Source organism: Burkholderia sp. MR1-5-21, assembly GCF_053427715.1.
This window is the reverse complement of sequence record NZ_JBSAXD010000004.1, coordinates 22649-42510: the sequence shown is the minus strand read 5'-3', so window position 1 is coordinate 42510 and position 19862 is coordinate 22649. Positions and strand designations below refer to the sequence as shown.

General features: G+C 65.0%; 16 protein-coding genes. 9 read left to right on the top strand and 7 right to left on the bottom strand.

Features of this window, described 5'->3' with window-relative positions; all coding sequences use genetic code 11:
* Nucleotides 1-6: 6 nt before the first annotated feature.
* The 4 genes from ACV229_RS06810 to ACV229_RS06795 form a co-directional block, all read right to left on the bottom strand.
* Nucleotides 7-1329: an MFS transporter gene (locus ACV229_RS06810; RefSeq protein WP_448082355.1), complete on the bottom strand. Its 1323-nt coding sequence runs from the start codon at nucleotides 1327-1329 to the stop codon at nucleotides 7-9.
* A gap of 26 nt (nucleotides 1330-1355) precedes the next feature.
* Nucleotides 1356-2996, bottom strand: a complete 1641-nt coding sequence (locus ACV229_RS06805) for a urocanate hydratase (protein WP_448082354.1) — start codon at nucleotides 2994-2996, stop codon at nucleotides 1356-1358.
* Between the two features lie 15 nt (nucleotides 2997-3011).
* Nucleotides 3012-4103 (bottom strand): DUF917 domain-containing protein, encoded by a 1092-nt coding sequence (locus ACV229_RS06800; protein ID WP_448082353.1) that lies wholly within the window; start codon nucleotides 4101-4103, stop codon nucleotides 3012-3014.
* A 180-nt stretch (nucleotides 4104-4283) separates the two neighbouring features.
* Nucleotides 4284-5174: a LysR family transcriptional regulator gene (locus tag ACV229_RS06795; RefSeq protein WP_448082352.1), complete on the bottom strand. Its 891-nt coding sequence runs from the start codon at nucleotides 5172-5174 to the stop codon at nucleotides 4284-4286.
* Nucleotides 5175-5273: 99 nt separating this feature from the next.
* Here ACV229_RS06795 and ACV229_RS06790 point away from each other — a divergent pair, with 99 nt between their 5' ends.
* The 3 genes from ACV229_RS06790 to ACV229_RS06780 all read left to right on the top strand — a co-directional run bounded on the left by ACV229_RS06790 (nucleotide 5274) and on the right by ACV229_RS06780 (nucleotide 9243).
* Entirely contained in the window at nucleotides 5274-6659 is a 1386-nt protein-coding gene (locus ACV229_RS06790; RefSeq protein ID WP_448082351.1) for a dihydroorotase, read from the top strand.
* Nucleotides 6656-7936 (top strand): allantoate amidohydrolase, encoded by a 1281-nt coding sequence (locus tag ACV229_RS06785; protein ID WP_448082350.1) that lies wholly within the window; start codon nucleotides 6656-6658, stop codon nucleotides 7934-7936. The genes ACV229_RS06790 and ACV229_RS06785 overlap by 4 nt, the downstream gene beginning before the upstream one ends.
* Before the next feature lie 80 nt (nucleotides 7937-8016).
* Nucleotides 8017-9243 (top strand): MFS transporter, encoded by a 1227-nt coding sequence (locus ACV229_RS06780; protein WP_448082686.1) that lies wholly within the window; start codon nucleotides 8017-8019, stop codon nucleotides 9241-9243.
* Between the two features lie 295 nt (nucleotides 9244-9538).
* On the opposite strand, the gene ACV229_RS06775 is transcribed toward ACV229_RS06780, so the two are convergent.
* Nucleotides 9539-9811: a hypothetical protein gene (locus ACV229_RS06775; RefSeq protein ID WP_448082349.1), complete on the bottom strand. Its 273-nt coding sequence runs from the start codon at nucleotides 9809-9811 to the stop codon at nucleotides 9539-9541.
* A gap of 1129 nt (nucleotides 9812-10940) precedes the next feature.
* Between ACV229_RS06775 and ACV229_RS06770 the strand changes: the two genes are divergently transcribed.
* The 3 genes from ACV229_RS06770 to ACV229_RS06760 all read left to right on the top strand — a co-directional run bounded on the left by ACV229_RS06770 (nucleotide 10941) and on the right by ACV229_RS06760 (nucleotide 13826).
* A complete protein-coding gene (locus ACV229_RS06770) occupies nucleotides 10941-11837 on the top strand; it encodes a glycosyltransferase (RefSeq protein WP_448082348.1) in 897 nt (298 codons plus the stop codon).
* Nucleotides 11824-13035 carry a glycosyltransferase family 4 protein gene (locus ACV229_RS06765; protein ID WP_448082347.1) on the top strand — a complete coding sequence of 404 codons (1212 nt, stop codon included), beginning with the start codon at nucleotides 11824-11826 and terminating at the stop codon, nucleotides 13033-13035. Before ACV229_RS06770 ends, ACV229_RS06765 begins: the two co-directional genes overlap by 14 nt.
* Before the next feature lie 125 nt (nucleotides 13036-13160).
* Nucleotides 13161-13826, top strand: a complete 666-nt coding sequence (locus tag ACV229_RS06760; RefSeq protein WP_448082346.1) for a hypothetical protein — start codon at nucleotides 13161-13163, stop codon at nucleotides 13824-13826.
* Between the two features lie 435 nt (nucleotides 13827-14261).
* Here ACV229_RS06760 and ACV229_RS06755 read toward each other — a convergent pair whose 3' ends face one another.
* Nucleotides 14262-15071, bottom strand: coding sequence for a prolipoprotein diacylglyceryl transferase family protein (locus tag ACV229_RS06755; protein ID WP_448082685.1), 810 nt, complete (start codon nucleotides 15069-15071; stop codon nucleotides 14262-14264).
* Between the two features lie 616 nt (nucleotides 15072-15687).
* On the opposite strand from ACV229_RS06755, the gene ACV229_RS06750 reads away from it, so the two are divergent.
* Nucleotides 15688-17466, top strand: coding sequence for a tannase/feruloyl esterase family alpha/beta hydrolase (locus ACV229_RS06750; RefSeq protein WP_448082345.1), 1779 nt, complete (start codon nucleotides 15688-15690; stop codon nucleotides 17464-17466).
* Nucleotides 17467-17570: 104 nt separating this feature from the next.
* Here the strand turns inward: ACV229_RS06750 and ACV229_RS06745 are convergent, their stop codons facing one another.
* Nucleotides 17571-18515: a PTS sugar transporter subunit IIA gene (locus ACV229_RS06745; protein WP_448082344.1), complete on the bottom strand. Its 945-nt coding sequence runs from the start codon at nucleotides 18513-18515 to the stop codon at nucleotides 17571-17573.
* A 264-nt stretch (nucleotides 18516-18779) separates the two neighbouring features.
* Between ACV229_RS06745 and ACV229_RS06740 the strand changes: the two genes are divergently transcribed.
* Both ACV229_RS06740 and ACV229_RS06735 read left to right on the top strand, forming a co-directional pair.
* Nucleotides 18780-19418 carry a GNAT family N-acetyltransferase gene (locus ACV229_RS06740; RefSeq protein ID WP_448082343.1) on the top strand — a complete coding sequence of 213 codons (639 nt, stop codon included), beginning with the start codon at nucleotides 18780-18782 and terminating at the stop codon, nucleotides 19416-19418.
* Nucleotides 19415-19837 carry a hypothetical protein gene (locus tag ACV229_RS06735; protein WP_448082342.1) on the top strand — a complete coding sequence of 141 codons (423 nt, stop codon included), beginning with the start codon at nucleotides 19415-19417 and terminating at the stop codon, nucleotides 19835-19837. The genes ACV229_RS06740 and ACV229_RS06735 overlap by 4 nt, the downstream gene beginning before the upstream one ends.
* The last annotated feature ends 25 nt before the right edge of the window (nucleotides 19838-19862 follow it).

Sequence of the window (19862 nt, the reverse complement as noted above, 5' to 3'; positions counted from 1 at the left end):
CCGTAATCAGGCGTGACGAGGTGTGGAAGGCAGTGCGGCGATGGACGCGAGCGCGATCGCGCAGGCTGCCATCACGTACCAGGCGGGGGCGAACGGGCTGCCGGTCTGTTGCGTGAGCCACGCGAGAATCGCGGGCGCGAATCCGCCGAAGATGGTCGCGGCGACGTTGTAGGACAGCGACATGCCGGTTGCGCGCACGCGCGTCGGAAACAGCTCGGACAACGCAGCCGGCGCGACGCCCGTGAAGATCGCGACCATCACGCAGAACGCGCTTTGCACCGTGATCAGCGCGGCGAGCGTATGGGCGTCGTTCAACCAGTTCAGCAGCGGGTAGACCGATACCAGCATCAGTGCGGCGCCGGCGGCCAGCACCGTGCGCCGACCGAAGCGATCCGACCAGCCGCCCGCGCACACGCAGGTGACGGCCATCAGGCAGTTGCCGACCAGCGATGCGATGAATGCGTCGCGCCCGTCGAAATGCAGCGCGCGCTGCGCGTGAGTCGGCATGTAGATGACGAGCGCGTACACGCACACCGCCCACAGCACGGAGAAGCCGGTGCCGATCGCGAGCTCGCGCGGATAATCGCGCACGACCTGCAGCAACGGCGTCTTGCGCGCCGTGTGCTCGCGCTGCGTGCGCGCCATTTCCGCCCGGAAATGCGGCGTCTCGTCGAGTGTCTTGCGCAGCCAGAGGCCGACCGGCGCGATCGCAAGCCCGAGGATGAACGGGATCCGCCATCCCCAGTCGCCGATCTGCTCGTGTGACAGCGTGAGCGTCACGCCGGTGGCGACCAGCGCGCCCAGGATGTTCGACACCGCCATGCTGGCCTGCAGCCAGGACGCATAGCGGCCCTTGCGCTTGGCCGGCGCATGCTCGATGAGGAACGCCGCCGCGCCGCCGACTTCGCCGCCGGCGGAGAACCCCTGCAGCAGGCGTCCGCACAGGATCAGCAACGGCGCGCCGATACCGATCGCCGTGAACGGCGGCGCGAACGCGATGACGGCCGTGCCTGCCGCCATCACGAGAATGGTCAGCGTGAGCGCGGCTTTCCGGCCCGCGCGGTCGCCGTAGACGCCGATCACGAGCGCGCCGAGCGGCCGTGCGATGAAGCCGATGCCGAACGCCATGAACGCCTCGACGAGCTGCGTGCCCGCATCGCCGCGATGGAAGAAGTTCTGCGCGATATAGACGGCAAAGAACGCGTAGACGGAAAAGTCATACCACTCGAGCGCGTTGCCGATCGTGGCGGCGGCGATCGCGCGCCCGGCAGGCGACGCGGAAGGCGACACGGGCGCGGCCGTGTCGAGGGGAACCGCGGATTGCTTCACTTCGATCTCCGGTCGTGCGGGGCGGCTCACAGCCGGATATGCGGAATCTGCTTGCGTGCGACCTCGTCGAGCGCGTCGTCGTAGCCGGCATCCGCATAGCGGATCACGCCGAGCGCCGTGTCGTTGGTCATCGACAGCGTCAGCCGCTCGTTGGCCGACGCGCTGCCGTCGGCGACGACGGTGACGCCCGCGCTCGTCATGTAGCCGCTGTAGCCGCCGCCGCCCGAATGGATCGCGACGAGGTCGGCCATCGACGAGCAGGTCACCATCGCATTCAGCAACGGCCAGTCGGCCACGGCGTCCGAACCGTCGCGCAGGTTCTCGGTCATGATGTTCGGATGCGCCATCGCGCCGGCGTCGAGGTGGTCGCGCGTGAAGGCGACCGGCCCGGCGAGCACGCGGTCGCGCACCATCGCGTTGACGGCGAGCGCGAGCTGCGTGCGCTCGCCGTGGCCGAGCCACGCGATGCGCGCGGGCAAGCCCTCGAACGGCACGCATTCACGCGCAAGCCGGATCCAGTTCGACACGATCCGGTTGTCCGGGAAGTGCTCGAGCAGGTAGTCGTCGATGATGCGGATGTCGTTCGGGTCGTTCGACAGCGCGATCCAGCGGAACGGCCCGATCGCGCGGCAGAACAGCGGGCGCAGGAAGGCCTCGGTGAAGACCGGAATCTCGAACGCGCGCGCGACGCCGCCGTCCTTCGCGTGCGTGCGGATCAGGTTGCCGTTGTCGAACACGACCGCGCCGCGGTCCTTGAAGCCGAGCATCGCCTCGACGTGGCGGACGATCGACGCGCGGCTCGCATCCATCAGCTTCGCGCGGTCGCTTTCGCGCAGCGCGCGCACCTCTTCCAGCGTGTATCCGGCCGGCACGTAGCCGTAGACGAGATCGTGCGCGGCGGTCTGGTCGGTGACGACATCGGGAACGATGCCGCGCGCGAGAATGGCCGGAAACACGTCGGCCGCATTGCCGAGCAGGCCGACCGAAATCGGCTCGCGTCGGACCTGGGCGTCGCGGATCAGCGCGAGCGCCTCGTCGAGATCGCGCGCCTGACGCTCCAGGAAGCCGATCTGCAGGCGCTTGTCGATGCGAGTCTGGTCGATCTCGACGACGAGCGTCGCCGCGTTGGCCATCCGTCCCGCGAGCGGTTGCGCGCCGCCCATGCCGCCGAGGCCGGCCGTCAGGATGAAGCGGCCGCGCAGGTTGTTGTCGAAATGGCGTTCGGCGATGCGCGAGAAGATCTCGTAGGTACCCTGGATCACGCCCTGCGACCCGATGTACTGCCAGTCGCCCGCTGTCAGCCCACCCCAGCAGATCAGGTTGCGCTGCTCCAGATCGTAGAAATGTTCCGCCTTCGCCCACTGGCCGACCAGGTTGCAGTTCGCCATCACGACGAGCGGCGCATGCGCGTGCGTGCGCAGCAGTGCGACCGGCTTGCCGGACTGGACGACGAGCGTCTGGTTCTCGTCCATTGTCTTCAGCGCGTGGACGATCGCGTCGTGCGACGGCCAGTCTCGTGCGGCGCGGCCGAGTGCCGCGTAGACGATCAGTTGTTCGGGATTCTCGCCGACGGCGAGCACGTTCTCGAGCAGGCGCAGCAGCGCTTCCTGACGCCATCCCTTGCAGCGCAGCGTGTGGCCCGAGGTCACCTGGAATGCATGATTCATCGTCGTGCCTCCGGTTCAGCGCGCAAGCGCGTAGTCGGCGATCGAGATGCCGAGCGCCGCTTCGACGGGCGGATAGACGGCCGGATCGAACACCGACGACGACAGCGGAATGTGCGCTTTCGCGATCCGCAGCACATGGATCTCCATCCCTTCCTTCAACTGCCCCGCGCTGACGGGGCGGCCGTCGGCGTCGAGTGTCGTGATCACGTCGGGGTAGGTCGCGATCCGTTCGCCGTGTGCGTCGTCAACCGCCATGTGCTCGTTCATCACATGAATGACCACGCGCTTCGCGCCGCTGCCGAGATGGACGAGGCCGACGTCGAACGCTTCGCGCGTGTATTCGAGCGTATTGCGCTCGACCTTGCCGCTCGCGATGATCTCGCCGTGCGTGGACGCGCAGATCGCGTCGATGACCGCACTGCCGCCGCGCCGCTCGGCGTCGATGATCGCTTCGCCGAGCGCCAGCGCGCGGCTGATGCCGCCGAGTGCCGCATGCTGGCGCACGTAGGATGCGCGAATCGGGTTGCGGCAGCTCGCGATGAATCCGCCCGTCATGTCGGCGGCCTTGCGCAGCACCGGCGACACCTTCGCGGTCGCGCCGCGCACGACGACTTCCATATACGCGTGCTTGTCGCGGTTGCCGCCCGCCGCGGCCTGGATCATCGGCGCCGCGCTCGATGCGAGCCCGAGCGAGCCCATGTCGCCGGTCGGATGCGCACGGATGTCGCCCACAGCGTCGACGACCTTGGTGCCGAGCAGCGCCGACGGCAGCCAGCCGTTCAGCGTGCTGGACATGCCGTTCTGCCCGATGATGAGCCCCGCGAGCGGTGCGCCGAGCGCATCCTGCACGAGTTGCGCGGCCTTCACGTAGTCGGCGCCGAGCATCTGCCAGTCGGTGAGGCCGCCCGGCGCGCCGATCGCGGCGGCCGTGGCGACCCAGGCGTCGTCCGCCAGCTCGTCGATCGAAACCAGCTCGGGGCGGCCGATCGTGACCGCGAGGGTGCCGAGCTCGCGGCCGTGATCGGCCCAGCCGCCGCCGCCGCACGCGAAAACCGAGCCGCCTTTGACAGCGGCTTCGACGTCTTTCAAAGACAGGATGCGTCCCATGTGTCGTTTGTCCTGAGAGGGAGAAAGGGAGGTACGCGCCACGCGGAAAGCCTTGTGCAGCGGTACTGTCCAAACGATTCTAGGGACGCCGAATATTGAGCGTTATTGCTATTTTATGGAGACTTCATAACGCGATGTTAAGGCTAGGGTTATCCCGCGATGCCGTTCCGGCAGGCGATTTCACGCGCTGACGGCGAGCGTGCGCAGCGTCTCGATGAACTCGTGCGCGAGACGCGACATCGGCGCGAGCACCGGGTGCAGCACGCTGACCGGCGCGGTGATGGTCGGCACGATCGGCTTCACGACCATCTGCGGCCACACGGGGCCCGCGACGGTCAACTCGTCGATCAGCGCGATGCCGGTGCCGGCCTGCACGAGCGCGCACGCGACGTGCGCCTGCTGGACCTCGATCTTCACCTGCGGGACCAGGCCCTCGTCGCTGAACAGCTTGCGCACCAGTTGGCCGAGCGGAATGTCGCTCCCATAGCCGATCAGCGGCGTATCCGCGAGGTCGCGCACGGCAAGGGACTTGCGGCGCGCGAACGGGTGCGAGGCCGGCACGGCGGCCACCATCCGGTTTTCGTAGAGCGGCAGGATTTCGACGTTCGGGTGCGTGTCCTGCAGGAACGCGATGCCGAGTTCGACCTGCTGCGTCAGGACGGCCTGCAGCAGCACGCTCGGAATCATCGTGTGCAGGATGATGCGCACGTCGGGGAAGCGCTCGTAGAACGCCGCGATCGCGCGCGGCAGCAACGATTGCCCGAGATTGGGGCTGCACGCGATGCGCAGATGGCCCATCCGGTTTTCGATCAGGTCTTCGGCGATTTCGTTGACGCGTTGCACCCCCTGGTACACGGCATTGACTTCGACGAAGAGACGCTGCGCTTCCGGTGTCGGATAGAGGCGCCCCTTGATGCGCTCGAACAGCGCGAGGCCGAGCCGTTGTTCCGCATACGAAATGAGACGCGACACGGCGGGCTGCGACACATGCAGCAGCTTGGCCGCGCCGCTGATCGAGCCGGTCAGCATGATCGCGCGAAACACTTCGATCTGCCGCAGGTTGAGACGCACAGCCTTAACTCCGTGTTATGTGAGGACGATAAATCGGCATAAGACATTCTGGCAGAACGCTGCCTAAACTGCTCGTGATCAAAAATGCAGGAGGTCGAGGTGAGCGATTTCGAGCAGGTGGTACGCGGCCGGCTGGTGGATGCGCGGCAGATCGTCGACGACGGGTGGCTCGCGATACGCGAGGGCATGATCGTCGCGCGCGGCGCGGGCGCGCCGCCGGCGGCGCGCGACGTGATCGACGCGCGCGGGCAGTGGGTGCTCCCGGGTGTTGTCGATGGGCAGGTGCACGCCGGCAGCCAGGCGAATCAGGAAGGGCTCGGTCATGCGTCCCGCGCGGCGGCGGCGGGCGGCGTGACGGTGATGGTCGACATGCCGTACGACGATCCGGAGCCCGTCGCGTGTCGCGCGCAGCTCGATCGCAAGATCGCCGAAGTTGAGCGCGACTGCCACGTCGACGTCGCGCTGTTCGGCACGCTCAACGCGCAGCACGGGCTCGATGCCGCGGCAGGGCTGATCGACGGCGGCGTGTGCGCGTTCAAGTTCTCGACGTTCGAGGCGACGCCCGGCCGCTTTCCGCGCGTGGACGAGGACGTGCTGTACGAAGCGTTCCGTTTGATCGCGCCGTCGGGTCTGGCCTGCGGGGTGCACAACCAGATGCAGGAGCTGACCCGCAAGAACATCGCGCGCATGACTGACGCGGGCGACACGGGCTGGGATGCATTCCTGCGCGCGCATCCGCCGTTGATCGAAAATCTCGCGACCGCGCTGATCTACGAGATCGGCGCCGAGACGGGCGCGCGCGCACATGCGGTTCACGTGTCGACGTCGCGCGGGTTCGAGCTGTGCAACATGTATCGGCGCGCCGGTCATCGCGTGAGCATCGAAACCTGCGTGCAATACCTGCTGCTGGACCATGAAACGCATACCCGGCGCTTCGGCGCGAAGACGAAGCACTATCCGCCGATCCGGCCGAAGGCCGAGCAGGACCTGCTGTGGACGCACATCGCGCGTGGCGAATGCACGTTCGTGTCGTCGGACCACGTGAGCTGGGGACTCGAACGCAAGGGCGATCCCAACGTATTCCGGAACGCGTCGGGCGGGCCGGGACTCGAGACCTTGCTGCCCGCATTCTGGACGGGTTGCGAACAGCACGGCGTCGCGCGGACGCGCGTGGCGGAATTGCTGGCGACGAATCCGGCCCGGCACTTCCTGCTCGACGACCGCAAGGGGTCGCTCGACGTCGGCGCGGATGCGGATTTCGTCATCCTCGCGCCGGAGCGCTACCGGTTCGATCCGTCACGCAGCCTGTCGGCCGTGCAATGGAGCACGTTCGAGGGCATGGAATTCACGGTACGCGTTGCGGCCACCTATTGCCGGGGCGCGCTCGTGTACGACGGCGCGCGGATCGTCAATCGCGCGGGCGCGGGCCGCTTCCTGCGGCCGCATGACGGCCGGCCGGCCGCGAAGCAACGGGAGGAGGCATGAGCACGATCGCTTTTCCGCCGCTGAATGCGGAGCGTCTCAATGCGCGCGTCGAGCAGCTCGCGCGTTTCACCCGGCCGGACGTGCCGTGGACGCGCCGTGCGTTTTCGCCGTTGTTCGCCGACGCGCGTGCGTGGCTCGCCGGCCAGTTCGCCGAGGCCGGCCTGTCGGTCTCGCTGGATGCGGGCGGCAACCTGATCGGCCGTCGCGACGGCAGCGGCCGCCGCGCGAAGCCGTTGATCACGGGTTCGCATTGCGACACGGTGGTCGGCGGCGGCCGATTCGATGGCATCATCGGCGTGCTGGCCGGGATCGAGGTCGCCCATACGCTGAACGAGCAGGGGATCGTGCTCGACCATCCGCTGGAAGTGATCGACTTCCTGTCCGAGGAGCCGAGCGACTACGGCATTTCGTGCGTCGGCAGCCGCGCGTTTTCCGGCCTGCTCGACGCGGGGATGCTGCGTGCGAAGAACGCCGAAGGCGAAACGCTCGGCGAAGCGTTGCGGCGCATCGGCGGCGATCCGGACGCATTGCATGCGCCGCTGCGCGCGCCGCACAGCACGGCGGCGTTCGTGGAACTGCATATCGAACAGGGGCCGGTGCTGGAAACGCGCGGCCTGCCCGTCGGCGTCGTGACCAATATCGTCGGCATCCGGCGCGTGCTGATCACCGTGACCGGGCAGCCGGACCATGCCGGCACGACGCCGATGGACATTCGTCGCGATGCGCTCGTCGGTGCCGCGCATCTGATCGAGGCCGCGCATGCACAGGCGTCGGCCATGTCCGGCAACCCGCATTACGTGGTGGCGACGGTCGGACGGATTGCGATGACGCCGAACGTGCCGAATGCCGTGCCCGGACAGGTCGAGCTGATGCTGGAGGTGCGCAGCGACAGCGACGCGGTGCTCGACGGCTTCCCCGAAGCGCTGCTGTCAGGCGCGGCCGAGCGGCTGGACGCGCTCCGCTTGAGCGCGCGTGCGGAGCATGTGAGCCGCGCCCGCCCGACGGATTGCCAGCCGCTCGTGATGGATGCGGTCGAGCAGGCTGCCGGTCAGCTCGGCTACCCTAGCATGAGATTGCCGAGCGGCGCGGGGCACGATGCCGTGTATGTCGCGCCGACCGGGCCGATCGGGATGATCTTCATTCCATGCCTGGGTGGCCGCAGCCATTGTCCCGAGGAATGGATCGAGCCGCAGCAGTTGCTCGATGGCACGCGCGTGCTGTATCAGACGCTCATCGCACTCGATCGCACGCTGGCCGCGCATGACACCGGCCGTTGATCTGCGCGGCGAGCGCGGCGCGCGTGCGGCCGATTTTGGCTGGAATCTGTCGGAGACCTGAATTCATGGGCGAACCCACCATGCAGGGCGGCGGAGCCGCAACCCGGCTCGGCCTGAAGGCGAACTGGCGCCAGTTCGCGCTGCTCGTGCTGATCAATGCGTTCGTCGGCGGCATGGTCGGGATCGAGCGGACCGTCGTGCCGTTGATCGGCTCCGAGACGTTTCACATCCAGTCCACGACGCTCATCACGTCGTTCATCGTCAGCTTCGGGCTGGTGAAAGCGGTCGCGAACCTGGTTTCCGGTCAGCTCGCGGACACTTGGGGCCGCAAGCGCGTGCTCGTGATCGGCTGGCTGCTGGGGCTGCCGGTGCCGTTCATGATCATCGCCGCGCCGAACTGGGAATGGGTGATCGCGGCCAATGTGTTGCTGGGTCTCAGCCAGGGCTTTGCGTGGTCGATGACCGTGATCATGAAGGTGGACCTCGTGGGGCCGAAGGGGCGCGGCCTCGCGGTGGGGCTCAACGAGTTCGCGGGCTATTTCGCGGTCGGCCTGACCGCATTCCTGACCGGCTTTCTGGCTAGCCGCTACGGCCTGCGGCCGATGCCGATCTATCTGGGCATCGTCTATGCGGTCGCCGGACTGACGCTGTCGGTGCTCGTCGTCCGCGATACGCGCGACCACGTACGCCTGGAGGTCGGCAAGCCGAAGGAAGCGTCGTCGCTATCGTTTCGCGACGTGTTCCTGCTCACGTCGCTGAAGGATCGCAACCTGTTCGCGGCGTCGCAGGCCGGATTGATCAACAACCTGAACGACGGGATGAGCTGGGGCATCTTCCCGCTGTTTTTCACGGGACTCGGGCTCGGCGTCGAGCGGATCGGCATTCTCAAGGCCGTCTATCCGATCGTGTGGGGCGTGTGTCAGGTCGTCACCGGGCCGCTGAGCGACCGCTGGGGACGCAAGGGCCTGATCGTCGCCGGGATGTGGGTGCAGGCCGCGGGACTGCTGCTGACCGCGCTGACGGGGCAGTTCCGGTGGTGGCTGGTCGCGAGCGTGCTGCTCGGCCTCGGCACCGCGATGGTGTACCCGAGCCTGATCGCGGCGGTTTCCGATGCGTCGGACCCGCGCTGGCGCGCGCGGTCGCTGAGCGTGTACCGGTTCTGGCGCGACCTCGGGTATGCAATCGGTGCGCTGTCGGCGGGGCTCATCGCGGACCGCTTCGGGTTCGCCGACGCGATCCTCTCGATTGCGGCCGTCACGTTCCTGTCAGGCATCGTGGTGGCGATTGCGATGCGTGAGCGTCGTTGACGGATTCAGCGGCGAAAACGCTCTGCAGAACGTATTTCGTCGGAGTACTTTCCAACTCCGAACGGAGCCTGGCGCGGTCGGTGGTGTCGGTTCGGTCGATTGTTGAAAGGAAAAGGCATTTTAGGGCACGGACTCAGGCTGCATGACACTTTGCAAAGCTCCAGACATCGCTGTATAGCGGTTTGGTTTCGACTGCCACTGGATTCATCATGGCGTCGCGAGCCTGGCGCACCTGACGTGCCGCTTCGATGTCGGTTATGCCGCGCGCCCGCTGGAGCAACTGGTCGAACGTGATTCACTGGCGTAAGAAGCGGTTGGCGTGCGCAAGACTGGCGAGCTTTTCGAGCGGCATCTGGACGTCCTGATGCCGGTGTATCCGTCGCAGCCGGCCCGGCCTTCGCGGTGCCGGCACTTCGGTGCCGAATAGACACGGCCGATGGAAAATCAGGAACGGGTTCAACAGGTCTTCGCAGAACGCGTTGAACTGCGCGGCCCGCTCGGCGGGCACATAGGCATAACCCGAATTGCCGACATACCGCTGCGTCGTTCTTGGCTTCGGCCAGCGCATTGTCGTTGCAGCACCGAGGCCGCGAGCGTGTGAAGTCGGTGCGCGCCTGCTCAAGCATGGCGGCCACCTCGTAGTTGATGTGTTCGGAACCGCCGTCCGAATGAAATCACAGGATCTCGAGCGGGAGTTGCGCCAGCATCGCGCGCTGTGTCGGTAGCATGTGTTCGCGCCAGGGTGTTGGTACGATCGCTACCACCTGCCATTGCGTGACGCAGTCGACCGCATTGATGTGATAGACGCTCCAGCGACCGCGGAAGTCGCCCCTGACGCACGCTATCGATGCGGATGAAGCCGGGCCGTTTCTCGGGCGTCGGAGCCCGTCGAACCGCGATGGCGGCGGCCCTCAGATAGGCTCGCGTCCGCGTGCGAATCGTGTGGCGGCCCTGATACTTGGCCGCGCGGCGCAGGTTGTAGAGATGCGATGACGACAGGTGCTGCAGTCGCACGAACCGTTCGTCGCCATAGACCTGATACATGCGTCGCAACACGGCCACCATGGTGGATTCCGAGAAGTTGGCCGTACTCGCGCTCGGCCTCTGCCAGCGCGTCCAGATCCGCCTCCGTATAGTGCCCCTGGCAAAGGCATTCGAAGGTGCGCCTTTGGGGCGGGTTAGCGCCTTGACATGTAACCAGCGCCACACCAGCCTCGTGACATGCGTATGGCTGAAGCAATTGAAGCAGCGCAAATAGCGCAGCACCCCCGGTCATCACGTTTGAGTTCGCGGTAACTGTGAAGCGCACCAGAACCGACACGATCCGCGCACAACGCGCTTGCGCGCCGGCCGCGGGCGTGAAATCCGTACCTGCATGCCGTCGAGCGCGGTGCGCACCTGCTCAACGGTGCGGATTCTTGTTTCGTCCAAGTCGATGATCATCCGTCAGATGATCAACTATCCCGATAGCCCGCAGTTCATCGGCTGTCAACACCCCGGCGAATTTCCTTCGCTCCAGGCTCATCGCCCGGTGGAAACGCGTGGCTACAGGCTCATTTGCCGTTGGACAGTGCTTGGGGTTGTGAAGCCTCAAAAATTCAGACACGTCCAATTGTTCCCGAATAGGCCTGCATGATTACATGCCCCTTTTGACAATGGCGGCCGCATGCGGATCGCCAGCGAGTTCAGTGAGGGTCATGAATAGCAAGATCGACGGTGACGGCGAAACTGCGCGTGCCTCAGGCGAGTCGGAAACGTCACGCGGTGTACTCAATGACGTCGCCGTTCTGATTCCCGTATACAACTCGCCGAGTAGGTTGGTTCGTACTCTCGAGTCATTCGAGGAATTTGGCGCTGTGCACGTGTTGGTGGTCGATGACGGAAGCACTCCCCCAGCGGTTCCGCCACACGTGCCCGGACTTTCGATCACCGTTCTGCGACTTCCCTTAAACGTGGGTATTGAGAGGGCTCTGGAGGCAGGAATCGAGGAGTTGGCGCGGCGTGGGTTTCGATTCGCGGCGCGGATCGACGCCGGCGATCGAGCGGTTGCGGGCCGACTCGCGAAACAAAAAGCATTCCTGGCGGCACGCCCGAACGTAGCCGCGGTCGGAGCGTGGGTAGAAATGGTGTCGGCCGATGGACGTAGGCGCTTCTCGATCAGACCTCCGAGCGCGCCCGATGAACTGCGCCGGAAGAGATTCTATAGGACGCCCTTGGTACACCCGGCCGTAATGCTTCGAGTCGATGTGGCGCGGGAGGTTGGGAGTTATCGTCAGCAGTTCCCCGCTGCCGAGGATCTCGATTTGTTTCTGCGCCTCATGGGGCGCTTCGACTGTGCAAACCTGTCGGAGGTAGGGCTCTATTGCGAGCTGAATGACGGCGGGATAAGTTCGACAAAGCGCCGTCGGCAGTTGTTGTCGACGCTGCAGTTGATCGTGCGTTATGGGAACCCACTGAATCCATACGACTGGCTGGGTCTGTTCAAGACAGCGGCTCACGCAGTCATCCCGTACCGTGCGCTACAGCGCATCAAGTCTGCGCTTCTCTGCACGCGCCAATCACAAAGCAAAGCGAAGAACAATGTCAAAAGTTGACCACGGGCCGGTCCGCATTGCGCTGGTCGCAAACACCACGTGGAGTATCTACACATACCGCCTCGGCCTTGTCAGCATGCTGCTCGAGAACGGCGCGGAGGTCGTTGTCATGGCTCCACACGACGACACCGTTGCGACGCTAGAAAGTATGGGGTGTCGACACCTGCCGCTGCGCATCTCGCCGAAGGGAACAAATCCGATCAACGATCTGCGCACGATGCAGCAGCTCCGCCTCTACTACGAAGATCTGCGGCCTCACTTAGTCTTTCACTACACGATCAAGCCGAACATTTACGGGTCCATTGCAGCGAAACTCGTCGGCGTGCCGTCCGTTGCGGTGACGACAGGTCTCGGCCATGTCTTTACGAAGCTAAGTCCCGCCGCGTTGATTGCGAAGGTGCTCTATCGCGTAGCCTTTCGATTTCCGGAGGAGGTATGGTTTCTCAACGAAGACGATCTCAGGACATTCAAGGCCGCGCGGCTGCTTGCACGTCCCGAAAGAGGGCGTGTGCTGTATGGCGAAGGGGTGAACCTGGCCCATTTTGACGCGGATCCGCTGCCGAAGCGTGACACCTTCACCTTTATCCTGGTCGCGCGGATGCTCTGGGACAAGGGCGTCAAGGAATTCGTCAACGCCGCGCGCATCTTGCGCTGGCGTTACCCATACGCGCGTTTTCAACTGCTCGGGCCGCTCGGCGTCGATAACCCCAGCGCGATTGCTAAGGCCGACATCGACAAATGGACCGACGAAGGGCTGGTCGAGTATCTGGGGCAGGTCAAGGATGTACGTGCGCGCATCGAGGCGGCGGATTGCGTGGTTCTCCCGTCCTTTTACCGTGAAGGAGTGCCACGGTCGTTGATGGAGGCATCGGCGATGCGGCGCCCAATCATTACGACCGACAATACCGGGTGTCGTGAGGTCGTCGAAGACGGGGTAACTGGATATCTCTGTCGCCCGAGAGACAGCATGAGCTTGGCCGTCAAGATGGTGGACTTGCTTGACCTGGGCCATTCGGCCCGAAGGGAAATGGGGCGGCGGGGACGCGATCGAATGTCTCAGCGGTTCAACGAGGAACGGGTCGTCGACGTTTATCGGAGCGCGATCAGTAGCCTGACCGGGGTTACGCTCACCAGATCCCGCGCAGAAAGTAGCGATCTAAGCGATCGCATAGCCACTACGGGGCGGGGCGCAAAATAGGGGTCGGAAATTGAAAAAACCCGCACGAGGCGGGTTTCTTCATTACTATCGTCTGTCCACGGGGGGAGGCTCGCGCCAACAAGTCCCATAGCTAGTAAAAGCGATACTAACGTTTCTCAAATGTGATGTCAAACAACAAAGTTGTCATCGACGCTGTAACCAAGGCCTTGTCGCGGCCACGGATGGCGACATTCGACGCGATCGCGCGCCCGGCGGATGATCACGATCTCGCCTCGCTGCAACTATACGCTTGGAATGCGGCAGTGTCTGGCGCACTGCTGCCCGTGCTCCACGTGTGCGAGGTGGTAATTCGCAATGCGGTGTCCGATGTCTTGGACACGGTATACGGAGCAAACTGGCCCTGGTCGGCTTCATTTGAGCGAAGCCTTCCGGCACCGCGAGTTGGCTACAATCCCCAGGCAGACCTGCAGGCTGCACGCCGGAACGTGAGAACGGTGGGGAAGGTGATTCCCGAACTGAAGTTCGTGTTTTGGCAGCGCATGTTCACGGCGCGTAACGACGCACGGTTGTGGAATGGACACCTGCAGCGCGTATTTCCGAATCTTGATCCCGGTGTTGCGGTGGCCGTACATAGGCAGACGATCTACAACCACCTCGAGGACATCAGAAAACTGCGTAACCGGATCGCTCACCACGAACCGATCTTCAATCGTAGCCTTGCGCATGACTATGCAGCGATCATGACGCTCGTCGACTTCCGTTGCAATTTCACCGCGATGTGGCTGAGCCAGTCGCAAACAGCACTGGCGGTTATCAAGGCCAAGCCATAGCAAAGACTGGTGGCAACGGGATCGCCGTGTCAATTCATCGCAGCGACTCGCGTCTGCACTTCTGGCGCGCCTGAACTTGGGTCGGATCGTGTGCGGTGTCGAGCCAAAGCCTGTGAAAAAACAAAGGCTGCGGACCAGTCGTACGTTCGCGCATTTTCGTCTTTGTCCGATTTCCTTGTTCACCGCGAGGGCATAGAGTCGTGCGGTGGATCGCTGGCGACGGCCGGTGGGCGCGGCCGTAGCAGAACCCTGTCGTGCTGAAGCAAGTTGTGAGCAACGCTGCCTTATGCGAGCGTCAACGGTCCACACCTTCCACTGCCATATTTCCTCGGCGTCATTCCCTCATCGCATGTCCCACGAGCACAGTACGTCGCGCATCTGCCGCGCGGCGGCTTGTGTCGGACAGATGGTCCGATTCAGGTCTCGCATCGAGGGTCACGGGTTGAAGTGACGTTTCATCGTGTCCTTCAGTCGAGCCGCAGTCATTTCGCCCATGTGCGATTCGACCAGCCGCCCTTTTGCATCGAAGAACAGCGTCGTCGGAAGCCCGCGCGAACCGTAGGCCTGCATCGTGTGGAGGGTCGGGTCGAGCAGCACGTGACTGAACTGCAGCCCTTGCCGTTCGAGGAACGCACGGACCGTCTGTGCATCTTCCCCCTGATTGACCATCAGCACGGCAGCATTGGGGTAGTCGTGCTGCGCCTGCGCGAGTATCGGCATTTCGCGTCGACAGGGCGGACACCAGCTTGCCCACAGGTTCACGACGACGGGTTTGCCTGCGTAAGCGCCCGGCGACACGGGCGCCGCGTCGACGGTCGTCAGCTGCAACGCGGACAGCGGCGGCGCGGCGTTCTGGAACGACGCGAGCACGCCCTGCGCCGCGCCCCACGCCAGCATGCCGGCAACGATACCGGTCAGCGCGGGCCGGCCCAGCTCGCGCATGCGACGCAACCGCCACCCGACGCAGGCGAGCGCAACGGGCAGGCCGACCCACCAGTAGAAGCCGCCGTCGCCGAGGGCCACGATGGACATCGGTGCGGCGAAGTAATCCGGCCACCAGCGCGCGACGTAGCCGACGCGCGCAGCGATCAGGCCGATCAGCAGCGCGTCGAGGATCAGGCTCGATGCGGTCTTGTGCCGACCGTTCGACTGGCCGCGTTGCATGAAACGTGCGACGAGCCACGCGAGGAGCGCGGCGATGGCGACTGCCACCACGCGCGCCGAGAAAGGGCCAACGCTCAACATGCGGAAACTTCCGTTTTGATTGAATGGGATTGGGCGATCAGCACGATTATCGATCGGGAGAGGTGAGGCGCTCAAGCGGCGATCATCGGCCTGCGCGGCCACACGCAAGCGCGCCGCCGGCACCGCCGTTTCAACGGTTGCCCGTGCAATGTGCATGCGGGCGTTTGCGAGGTGCTTATCCGGGTATCTGTTTCATTTATCGGTGGAGACGCGCATCGGGCGGAGGATGGTTCGAATGCGGACCGTGTGCGATGCGAGGCGACCCGCGTCCGGCTGACGTTGCGGGCGCGTGCCGATGCGGCGGGCTGTTCGGAAATCCGCTGATCCAGCGCACATCGAGAGCGACATGTCGATGTTAACCCTGACTTTCGGCATCCGACACCGAGTCCGTACTGTCGGGATCCGTTGCGGCCCGCATCGACGACCGGCGATACGGGAGGCCATCTGATCGGCTGTCCGGAGGCCGCCACGCTGACCGAACCGATGTTGCGGCGGGCTCGTCGCAACGCGTCGGTCGACAGAATCATCCAGACAGGACGCGGCAATTCACGGAGATCAATAAGGAATGCAAAGAACAGATTTTCGATTCCGGCAAGCAATCATCAAGGAGACAAGCATGAGAGTCCTGCACGTTTTCGGGCTGCTGGCGCGCAAGCGCGCCCATGCGTCGTCGCTGCTCAGCCTGTTTGCGATCTGCGCCGCGGCCGCTGTCGTGGCGGCGTGCGGCGGCAGCGAGAGCAGCGCCGACCCAGGCGCGAGCACAACGTCGACGACGCTGGCTGTCGTTGCCCCGGTCGTCGATTGTTCGAAGCTGACGTCGGTCGACATCACCGATATCGGCGGCCAGGGCAGTTCGATTACGTCGGCGACCGTCACGACCGCGACGGTGAATGGCACCACCATCAGCTACTGCGCGGTGAAGGGGACGCTTGCGCCTTCCAACACGTTCGAGGTCGCGCTGCCCGTCAATACGTGGACGCAGCGCTTCGCGGCCCTCGGCTGCGGTGGCCTGTGCGGTAACGTCAGCGACCCGACCAAGCAGAGTTCGTTCAGCTTCAGCTATCAGTGCCCGCTGGTCCAGCAGGGCGGCTTCGTGACGGCCGCAACCGACATGGGCCACTCGGGCCAGGATGCGACCTGGACCACGGACCCGCAGAAGCAGGCCGACTTCGCGTACCGCGGCCAGCACATCACGACGCTTGCGGCAAAGAAGCTGATCCAGGTCTACTACGGGCAGTCGCAAAAATTCTCGTACTTCATTGGCTGCTCCGACGGCGGCCGGGAAGGGCTGATGGCCGCGCAACGCTATCCGGCCGACTACAACGGCATCGTCGTCGGCGCGCCGGCTGCCCACTTCCAGATCCAGAATTCGCTGTATCACGGCTGGAACGTGACGGCGAACAGCACGACCGGCAACAGCACCGGCAACGCGATCCTCTATGCGGACACGATCGCGATCCTGCACAAGGCCGTGGTCGCCGCGTGCGGCGGCGACAGCGGAGCGCCCGACGGCCTGCTCAGCGATCCGCGCGCGTGCAACTTCAATCCGGCATCGATCGCGTGCGCGGCCGGCGCGGCGAGCTCCGGCAACTGCCTGACCGCGGCGCAGGTCACCGCAGCCAGCAGAATCTACAGCGGGCCGCTCGACGCGACGACCGACGAGCGCATGCTGGGCGGTTCGCCGCAGTTGGGCTCGGAGGTCAACTGGCCGGGTGTCGAGACGCCGACCACGGCGTCGACGGCCGGTGCGGTGCCTGTCACGAACCTGTTCAGCTACAACATCGTGACCGGCGCGTACACGCTGATCTTCACGGGATCGCCGAGCATGCCGACCATCGACAGCTTCGGCTATCAGGACGCCAGCTTCTATTCAACCTATCTGCAGGCCAACCACCCGCTGAACGACGCGACGAACCCCGATCTGTCCGCGTTCCGCAATGCGGGCGGCAAGCTGATCCTGTGGCACGGTTGGGCGGACCAGCATATCTCGCCGCTGTTCACGATCCGCTATTACGAAGCGATGCAGAACACGATGGGCAGCTCGAACGTCGGCCAGTTCGCCCGCCTGTACCTGGTGCCCGGCGTCGGCCACTGCGGCGGCGGTGAAGGCTTCCCGAACATCGATCTCGTGTCGAAGATCACGGGCTGGGTCGAGCAGGGTACGGCGCCGGACGCGGTCACGGCCTACCAGACCGATTCGTCGAACAACGTGACTGCTTCGCGGCCGGTCTACCCGTATCCGGCCGTGGCGAAATACGCCGGTTCCGGTGACTGGCACGTGGCAGCGAATTATGTCGAAGGTGCGCCGCTGTATGACGCGCCGGCGCCTGCGTGGGCCGGCGCAAGCTTCTACACGCCCTATACGCCCAGGACGCAAGGCGTCGCCGCGCCGTAAGGCGGGTCCCGGCCCAGCGTTTGTGTGACCGGCTCCTCGGAGCCGGTTTCCGGATGCGCGCGGCGGTTCAGTCGCAACGGGAAGCGACGATCGAAACGCCGCGATCAGCCGTGCGGCCGAAACGGTCCGCCTGCAGCGGGCGGGATGTGGGGCGACGCCGAATGCTTCCCGTGACTTTCCGCAGCATCTCGCGCCTCGAAGTCCGCAAACAGCCGGCATACGTCGCGCGCATTGCCGCAGGCATGAAGCTGGTCGCGAAACCGCTGATCGCAAAACCGCTCCGCGACCTCGGCCAGCAGGTACAGGTGCGTCATGTTCGCCCACTCGGGCACGAACAGCGCGACGAGGTCGGACACGGGCAAGCCGTCCGGCGCATCGAACGGGATCGGCTTCGCCGGGCGCACGTACAGCGCCAGCGCCGTCTGCAGCCCCTTGATCTGGCCGTGAGGCACCGCGACGCCTTGTCCGAGCGCGGTCGAACCCAGTGCTTCGCGCGCAACGAGACCCGCGACAACGGCCGACGCCTCCAACCCGTAGCGCTGCTCGAGGCATTCCGCGAGTCGAGCGAACAGCGCGTCCCGATCGGCCACGTCGAGCCCGAGCAGGACATGGTCTTCGACGAGCAGCTCGGCGAGCGACGCTTCGCCGGCCGGCACTGCCTTGCGCAGTGCGGGGGAAACGGTTTGCGGCGTTTCCGCCTGCATCAGCCTGCGCCACGCGGCGGTCGGCGCTTCCGGCACTTCCAGCAGCTGCGACACCTCGGCCGTCGGCGCGAGACGCGTTACATGCTGCATCGCGCCCTTCAGCGCGGACCTCGGCAGATAGAGGGCGAGTGTCACGCGATCCGTTCCGTGCAGCGGCGTCACGCGTATCGTCCAGGGCTGGCCGGCGCAGTCGCGGATCAGCGCCTGGCGCAACGGCGTCGCATGCCGCGCATCGAGCGTGACGCGCATCACGACGTTGCGCGCCGTTTCCGCACGCGGGCCGTGGAGGGGCACGATCTTGCGCGAGCCGATCAGGGCCTGCAGGTCTTCCAGGATGTGCTTCATGGGGCTCCCCAGGATGTCTGTTGCGTACGGCAATGCGGATTCCGGCCGTGCCGTTCGCGTGCGGATCACGTGCTGTTCATCAGGACGGACACGCGCAGTCAACTTATAAAACGATCCGGATAGAAATGGCGTAAATCCCGCAAGCGCCCGTGTAAACGCGCGATATATACGCGTTCGCCGCGCGATTCTTTACGACATTTTTCCTTGTGACGCCTATGGGCCGACCCTAGACTTCGGGTAACTCAGGAACCCTGGAGTGATGTCATGTCGAAGCGACGTGCGACTACCGCACCGCACACGCCTCTCTCGAGCGTCAAGCGACGCATCGGCAACGTGGTGCTGAGGCGTTTCGATCCGGCGCACGATTCGTACGAGCAGCTCACGGCGATGCTGCATCGCGCGTTCGCGCGACTCGGCATGATGGGGTTGAATTGCACTTGCGTCGATCAGGACGAGGCAGTCACGCGGCGGCGCGCGCAGGCGGGCGACTGTTACGTGGTGGTCAGCGACGGCAACATCATCGGCACGATGACGCTCTATGCGCAGGACGCCGCATCGGCCTGCGGCCATTACCATCGGCACGATGTCGCGTCGATCCGCCAGCTCGCGATCGATCCGTCGTGGCAGAAACGCGGCATCGGCAAATCGCTGCTGGCATTCGCCGAGCACTGGGCGTCGACGCGTGGCTATACGGAGCTCGCACTCGATACGCCGTATCCGGCCGCGCACCTCGTCGCGTTCTATCGGCGGCAGGGATTCCGCATCGTCGACATCGTGCACTTTGCCGGCAAGCGCTACGACAGTGCGATTCTCAGCAAGGCGCCGGTCGTCGCCCGGACGCTGGCCGCGTGGACGCACCAGATCGCGCTGCCGAGCGCGCGTTTCGTCCGCTTTGCCGCATGAGGCACGACCGTATGCGCGACGCACCGCGTGGTGACGACAGATCGGGGTCCGGCGGCCCGCAGGACGACGCACGCCGCAAGGCGGCGATGCGGGTGCGCGGCTGGATGAAGGTCGTGCTGATCACGATCGCGATCAACGAGCTCCTTACCTTCGCATTTGCGTATGTGGCAGAGCAGGTCGGGGCCGACCTGACGATGCTGGAGACGCTCGTCTTCAGCTCGGTGACCTGTGCGCTCGTCAGCTATTGGCTGCTCATCGACGCGCGCAATGCGTGGCGCCACGCGGTCGACACGGGGTGCATCGGCTCGCTGCGCGCAGGAGACGACGAAGACCTGCCGAAGATCGCCGACACCTGTCCACGACGCTGGCTCGTGGTTCTGCACATCGAGCTGAATCCCGACCTTGTGCGTACCGTCTGACGCTGCATGTCTCCTGGCGGCGTTC